7 protein-coding genes are annotated in these 6,518 nt (G+C 60.1%); all 7 read left to right on the forward strand.

Annotated elements, in window-relative coordinates; all coding sequences use genetic code 11:
• The coding region (locus PHP59_RS10805; RefSeq protein ID WP_300166827.1) for an N-6 DNA methylase at positions 1-240 on the forward strand (240 nt) is incomplete at its 5' end.
• A gap of 120 nt (positions 241-360) precedes the next feature.
• Positions 361-1,140: a HAMP domain-containing sensor histidine kinase gene (locus tag PHP59_RS10810; protein ID WP_300166829.1), complete on the forward strand. Its 780-nt coding sequence runs from the start codon at positions 361-363 to the stop codon at positions 1,138-1,140.
• A 160-nt stretch (positions 1,141-1,300) separates the two neighbouring features.
• Complete coding sequence (locus tag PHP59_RS10815) at positions 1,301-2,026, forward strand: hypothetical protein (protein WP_300166831.1); 726 nt, start codon at positions 1,301-1,303, stop codon at positions 2,024-2,026.
• A gap of 5 nt (positions 2,027-2,031) precedes the next feature.
• A complete protein-coding gene (locus PHP59_RS10820; RefSeq protein ID WP_300166833.1) occupies positions 2,032-2,559 on the forward strand; it encodes a hypothetical protein in 528 nt (175 codons plus the stop codon).
• 70 nt (positions 2,560-2,629) lie between these two features.
• Positions 2,630-2,812 (forward strand): hypothetical protein, encoded by a 183-nt coding sequence (locus PHP59_RS10825; RefSeq protein ID WP_300166835.1) that lies wholly within the window; start codon positions 2,630-2,632, stop codon positions 2,810-2,812.
• Between the two features lie 638 nt (positions 2,813-3,450).
• Positions 3,451-6,075, forward strand: a complete 2,625-nt coding sequence (locus PHP59_RS10830) for an AAA family ATPase (protein WP_300166837.1) — start codon at positions 3,451-3,453, stop codon at positions 6,073-6,075.
• Positions 6,072-6,518, forward strand: a 447-nt coding sequence (locus PHP59_RS10835; RefSeq protein WP_300166839.1) for a hypothetical protein, incomplete at its 3' end; no start/stop codon positions are given. The genes PHP59_RS10830 and PHP59_RS10835, both read left to right, overlap by 4 nt.

Here is a 6,518-nt window from a genome sequence, read left to right on the forward strand (position 1 = left end):
GACGCCTACACCGCCTTCAAAACAGTCGAAGGCTTCAGCGCCGTGGCGACCACCGACGAGATCGCGGAGAACGACTTCACCCTGGAGGTCTCGCGCTACGTCCTCCCCGTGGAGGAGAAGGTCGAGACAATCGACCTCGACGCCACCCTCGCAGACCTCGAAGAGGTCAGGAGAAAGAAGGCGGAGGCCCTCGACCGGTTCCTGGCGAGCGTCGCACGCCTGAAGGACACGCGGAGATAGGCGGGATCGGAGGCAGACCATGTGAGAGGCACATGTTAGAAGTACCGGAGGTGCCGCTTAGCGAGGCACCGAGAGACGAATCGACAGAAGACAGCATATAACGATAATTATGACCGCAAAATGTATTTCAACTACCGGAGGCGCCGCCTGGAGGGTGCCTTCAGCGGAAAAGATGAGAGAACAGAGTGCGCACCCGCACAAATGGACGTGGCCTGCATGACACCGGACGACGACGAAAGCCTCAGGTCGGCACATGAAAAGATGACCCTGATGAGCCGCACGGCCTTCCATGACATACTCAACCTGGTCTCTGCGGCCCAGGAATACGATGAGTTTATCGCCGGCGAGCTGCGGAAATACCCCGAGCTGTACAGGCACCATATGTGCATGATGAGAGCGGTGGGCGGCATACAGTGGAACGCCGAGACCGCCGGGTCCTACCTGGGCCATGGCGTGCCGCCCTCGACCTGGCTCCGCCTCCAGGACGTGGTCGGGGAAGCAGCGGCCGCAGTCCCCCATGACCATGTCGACCTCGTGGTCGACGTTGCCGACGCCGAGGTCTACGCCGACGAGTTGTTGAAGAAGGTGTTTTTCTGCCTGGTCGAGAACGCGCTGTCCCATGGCGGGAATACGATTACGACGATCACGGTCACGTTTTCCGAAGACGAGGCCGGGGGCAGGATCACCGTTGTGGACGACGGCTGCGGGGTCCCCGCACAGAACAAGTCCCGGATCTTTGGCCAGGGCTTCGGGAGCCACACGGGCATGGGCCTATTCTTCACCCGGAGGGCCCTGAGCATCCTCAGGTTCTCGATCCAGGAGAACGGGACCGAGGGGGGCGGAGCGCGGTTTGAGATCAGAGTCCCCCCGGGGTTGTACCACTCCAGCAGGAACACCTGATATTTTCGTCCACACAGAAGGCCAGAGGCCCTGATCCCGCCGGGATCACGGGCAGAACATAACATGAGGTGAATTATGGAAAGATCAAACAGTAGCGGAAGCGCCGTCTCTATCGGCGCAGGAAGGGGAGGAGAACAGAACGTCGCCGGAGGGCAGGCGCATGTCTAACGGGAGCTGCAATTGCGGCCCCGACGCCGTCCCCTGCTTCGGGCAGGTGGTCAGCGAGCTGTCGGCCGCGATCAGGATGGGGTTCATCCCTGAGGCTGTGGGCCGCAACCCCGATGAGGAGTGGAAGATCTACTGCGGCGTCCGCTCCCTGCTCCCGAAGGAGCCGCGGTGCACGGCCACCGCCTTCGTCGGCCGTTTTATGAAAAATGCAGGGATGGTGCAGGTCGGTGAGCATGTCATATACCGCACCAGGGCCGCGGCGGTCATCGGCATCCTTGCAAGACTGGACAGCACCCTCTTCACCCCTGAGGGGGTGAACCCCTGGACCGTCACCCGGCCGTGGCGTGCTCTCAGGCGGACCGGACCGTTCCCGTGGCGCAGCGAGGACGACGCCGAACTCCCCTTCCCAGAACTGAAGGAGGTGTACTCCCTGATGGGCGTGCCCACCGAGGGCGAGAGGAAGAACCTGCGGGGCACGGTCATCGTCGAGGGAGTGTACCGCATGATGAGGCGGCACTACCTGGAGTGCGGGGACCTGCCGGCATTCGGGGACGTCGCGAACGCGTTCGGCATCACGGCGGCGATGCCGCTCTTTCCGATGTGCTTCCTCACCTGGGTGCAGGTGAAGGCCCTCCAGGCAAGGATCGCCGGCGAGATGGACGCGGTGTACAGGGGGGATGCCGGCGATCCCCCTGCAGAGCCGAGAAAAGTGGACTGAAGGCCATGCCCATCGCCATCATCGAGTGCGTCCCGAAGGGCGACGAGTGCCGTGAAGGGCAGATGCTCTCCGAGTTCCTCCACATGGGGGGCCCGGACGTGGCGGCCCTCTTCACCTTCTCCAACAAGAGGGATCTGATCGCGTTCCTGGAGGACGGTGCGGGCCTGAACGGCTACGGTTATGTCCACCTGAGCGGGCACGGGAGGGCGAGAGGAGTCGGAGCCCCCTATTTCAGATTGCCACGCGGGAGGATGTTCGCGGAGGACTTCCCTGAGGGGTGCTTTGCCGGGAAAGTGGTCGCACTCTCGACCTGCGAGCTTGGCCGGCGGCGTTTCGTCGACCCGTTCAAGAGGCGGACCGGGGCGCTGGTCGTCGTCGCCCCCCAGAGGGAGGTCCTGTTCCTGGACGCGGCCGTCTGGTTCGTGCACTACTACTATTTTCTGCTGCAGCACGGGGCCATGGGCAGAAAGGCCTTCCAGAGGACCGAAGCGTCCCTAAAACCGTACGTGAGAGGGGCGTTTCGGTACATGTGAGGGGGAGGCGCCCTCGCCGGATCCTGATCATCAGAACGTCAATCCCCGGGAGGGAGACATTCTCAGACAGATGATGGAGACAGCGACGAGTACATCGGATGTCTCTGAGACACATGACCTCTGCCCGCTCCGCGGCAGGTGCGAACCGGGCGCATTCTGCGTGACGGGGAAGGTGGTCATCGAGGGACAGAGGGTGATTGTGGAGACGGGAATGTCCGGGGACGATCTTCATGTATCCCTGGAGAGAGACTGACGCCCCCATTCAAAAAAACCCAATTTGACGGTATTTCCCGGTTTCCCCGTCGCTTCCACCGGCCGGTGGCAGGCCCTTCAATCAGACAATTTTTAGCGCTTAAATCTGGAAAAGAGGGTCCGTATATTAGATGTGCCGCCCCTTTACAAGGGCCGATCCCGGGGAGGATGAATCCTCCTCCCCCCTCACAGACTTCCCGCCAGGCTCCATCGGGAGGGGCAGGATTTCGGTGGGATTAAACGGTAAATATAACATAATTTCGCCGGATCTTAGATTTAAACGCCCCGAAATCCTGTGAAGATCGCCGGGTCCGGGGGAGGACCAGACCTGACGAGGCGGGCAACGGTTGTATCCATAGCGGCCTGGGGGGGTCCACGGTCACGACGGCCCAGCTGCACCCCGAGACACAAGCCCGCCTAGACGCCATGAAGGTGCACCGCAAAGATACCTCAAGAAACTGAAGGGGTACCAGGATGTGGCCACCAAAGAGAGAGGGAGACCCCCCCCATCATCGGATACAGGACAGGGCAAGGAAAAAATAGAGACCAATATCCATTTTTGAACATCATCGTCGGCGTAATACCAGAACAAAACATTTTTCGGCAACTATTTTGAATACAAACCCCTGTTGATGCAATATGCCCGATGACCTTCACACACGTCTCCAGCCCTATATCACCAGGTTTCAAAAGAATTTTGCCGAGCAGGAGAAGAACAACTCGATACGTGGCAAGAGCGGGCTGGAAGTCAGGGACTATCTCAAGGCGAAAATACAGGACTGTTTTTCAGAGGAGAAGATCGATCACCTGACGCGGGACGACTTCATAGACATCTACACTCATAGCCCGACACTTCTGAGATATGCAAGCAGAGGGCCTGATCTGCACGAAAGGGTAGAATCTCTCATCGATGAGATTGGATCGGATGCGTTTCGGGGAAAAATAAAATATCTTCTTTACGGGAATGGGAATCTTGCAGAACGATATGCTGAGGTCATAAACTCGACAAGAAGCCTGAACCACGAATACACATCTGAAATCCTGAGTTATTACTCGCCATATGAATATGCCTGCCTGAACGGGACCGCCGAGAGAGCCCTCACCTTTCTGGGTCTGGACACGACAACTGCCCCAAAAATCGGAGAGGGACGCGGCGAATATTATCTCCAGTTCACCGCCATTGCAAAAGAGATCCTCGACGAGATCAGAAAGGATCCGGACCCGGTCCTCCACAATGCCGATTATCCCACTCTCGACTCTTTCCTGAACCAGGTCGGATGGATCAATGCATGGCAGGTCGCCCCGGGGGAGGGGGGTCACTTCTGGGTGGACGATCCGGTCTGGAAAGAAAAAAAGATCGCAAGCATCGGATACCAGGAAGTCGTCGACAGGAGTGGTGAGAAGATCGTCGGCCTCCGTGACTATCAGGATATTCTGGACGAGATGAAGGAGACACATCCTGACTGGTCCATCAAGAGAGTACAGACACACGCACGATTCGTCCACAACTTCATCAATAGCGTTGATTACGGCGACATAATCTGTGCAAACAAGGGAAAAGAAAAAATTCTCGCTATCGGGAGAGTGGTCTCGGAGGCAAAGGTCGATCCGTCTCTGGAGTACCCAATCTATCGGGACGTCGACTGGTTCTACCCCGACATCGACGTGGCGGTCCCTGAGAAGATGAAAGGAAAATGCGGAAAGACCATCACCCAGCTGAAACACGGGGAGGTCCTGCCCATACTGAGGGCTGCACATACACAAGATTCTCCCCGGGATCCGGGAAACCATCAATACTGGAGCCTCCTCCCCTCCTCCCGCATGCAGGAGACCTATGCCCCCCTGAAACACTGGGACGAGTGGCAGGAGAAGGGCATCATCGGCATCCCCTGGGAGATGCTGGCCGAGAAATACGGCGACACTCTCTTCGAGTTCTCCGATCCCGACGTCTTCAGGGAAAAGTTCAGGAAGGCAGTCGAAGGAGACCCCTTCGAAAAGCCGGCAAGTGCCTACATGCCCTATGACTTCCTCTTCACCATGGAGGAGGAGGACACCGTCGTCATCCCGCGGGGGAGGCAGGCGGTCATTGGTCAGGCCAGGATCGTCTCAGGGCCGAAGATCGACCTCACCCTCGACTTCCCGGTCTACCGCGAGGTGACATGGGAGGTTTTTGAGAATGAGATTCCCATTCCAATCGAACTCCAGAGTACGATCGTCGGCAAGCGGCTGAAAAAGATCACGCAGGAAGACTACGAGGCGCTCTTCCACCAGGACGCGGATATCATGGAAGATCCAGAATTCAGGAAAATCACCAGACTCCTCACAGCCAAAAACCAGGTCATCCTCTACGGCCCGCCCGGCACCGGGAAGACCTACACGGCACAGAAGTACATCGCCGCCCGCCCCGGAGCGACCAGCGCCTTCGTCACCTTCCACCCCTCCTTCGCCTACGAGGACTTCATCGAGGGACTCAGGCCGCGGACCGACGCCGAAGGCCGGATCTGCTACGAGATCGAGGACGGGATCTTCAAGACGCTCTGCAGGGACGCCTTCAACGCCCTGATGGAGAGGGCAGGGATAGAGAGCCGGTGGGAGGAAGGAGAGGGCGTGCCCGCCCTCTCGCCCCGGGAGGAGGCAGAGGCCCTCGCCGTCCGCGACCGCGTCCCCGTCTTCCTGGTCGTCGACGAGATCAACCGCGGCGACATCCCCCGCATCTTCGGCGAACTGATCACCCTCCTGGAGAAGGACAAGAGGCTCTGCACCGGGAACGCCCTCGTCACCACCCTGCCGTACTCGAAGACCCACTTCGGCATCCCGCCGAACCTCTTCGTCATCGGGACGATGAACACCGCCGACCGCTCGATCGCCCTCCTCGACATCGCCCTCCGGCGGCGGTTCGGCTTCATCGAGGTGATGCCCGACTACGAGGTGCTGGAGGAGACGCTCGCGAGCGGCGACCCTGCCGTGCAGGAGGTCTTCGACCTCGCCGCCGCCGCCCTCAGGGAGGTGAACGCCCGCATCACAGAGCACTACGACCGCGACCACCAGATCGGCCACAGTTACCTGATGAAGCTCCGGGGATGCACGACGCGGGACGAGGCCGTCGAGGCCCTCCAGACCACCTGGGAGTGCGAGGTCCTCCCCCTCCTCCAGGAGTACTTCTATGACTCCCCGCAGACGTTCAGGGAGTGCGTCGGTTCAGACGGCGTCATGCCGGACGATGGCGAGGAGTTCATCAGGGCGCTCTCCGCAAACCTCACATGACCGCCACCGCGACGCTCTTCGAGTTCCAGGCCTGTCCCTACAAGGTCGGCGGGACAGACGCATGGGACGGGGACGTCCTCCGCCTGACGGAGGAGACGCTGGCGGCCCTGGACGCCCTGAACGCCGCCCGGCCCTTCCTCGCGATCGGGCGGGACACGATAAAGCCCCTGAACCTCGTCGGCGTCGTGAAGGCCGGCGGCATCACCCTGGAGGTCCTGCCAAAACTCTTCGGCGGCGACGCCTACCTGAGGCACAGGACCGTCATCGCCGGCAACCTCCTCACCATGCTCGCCTGCACGGAGAGGCTCTCCATCAGGGACATGGACCTCGCCGGCCTCGACCTCGACCAGACCGACCTCTTCGAGGTCTTCATCTTCCTCTTTGCAAAGCACCTCGCCCGTCTCCTGAAGACGACGCAGAGGCGGGAGTACACGCGGCAGGAC

The sequence above is a fragment of the Methanofollis sp. genome, assembly GCF_028702905.1.
Classification (GTDB): Archaea; Halobacteriota; Methanomicrobia; order Methanomicrobiales; family Methanofollaceae; genus Methanofollis.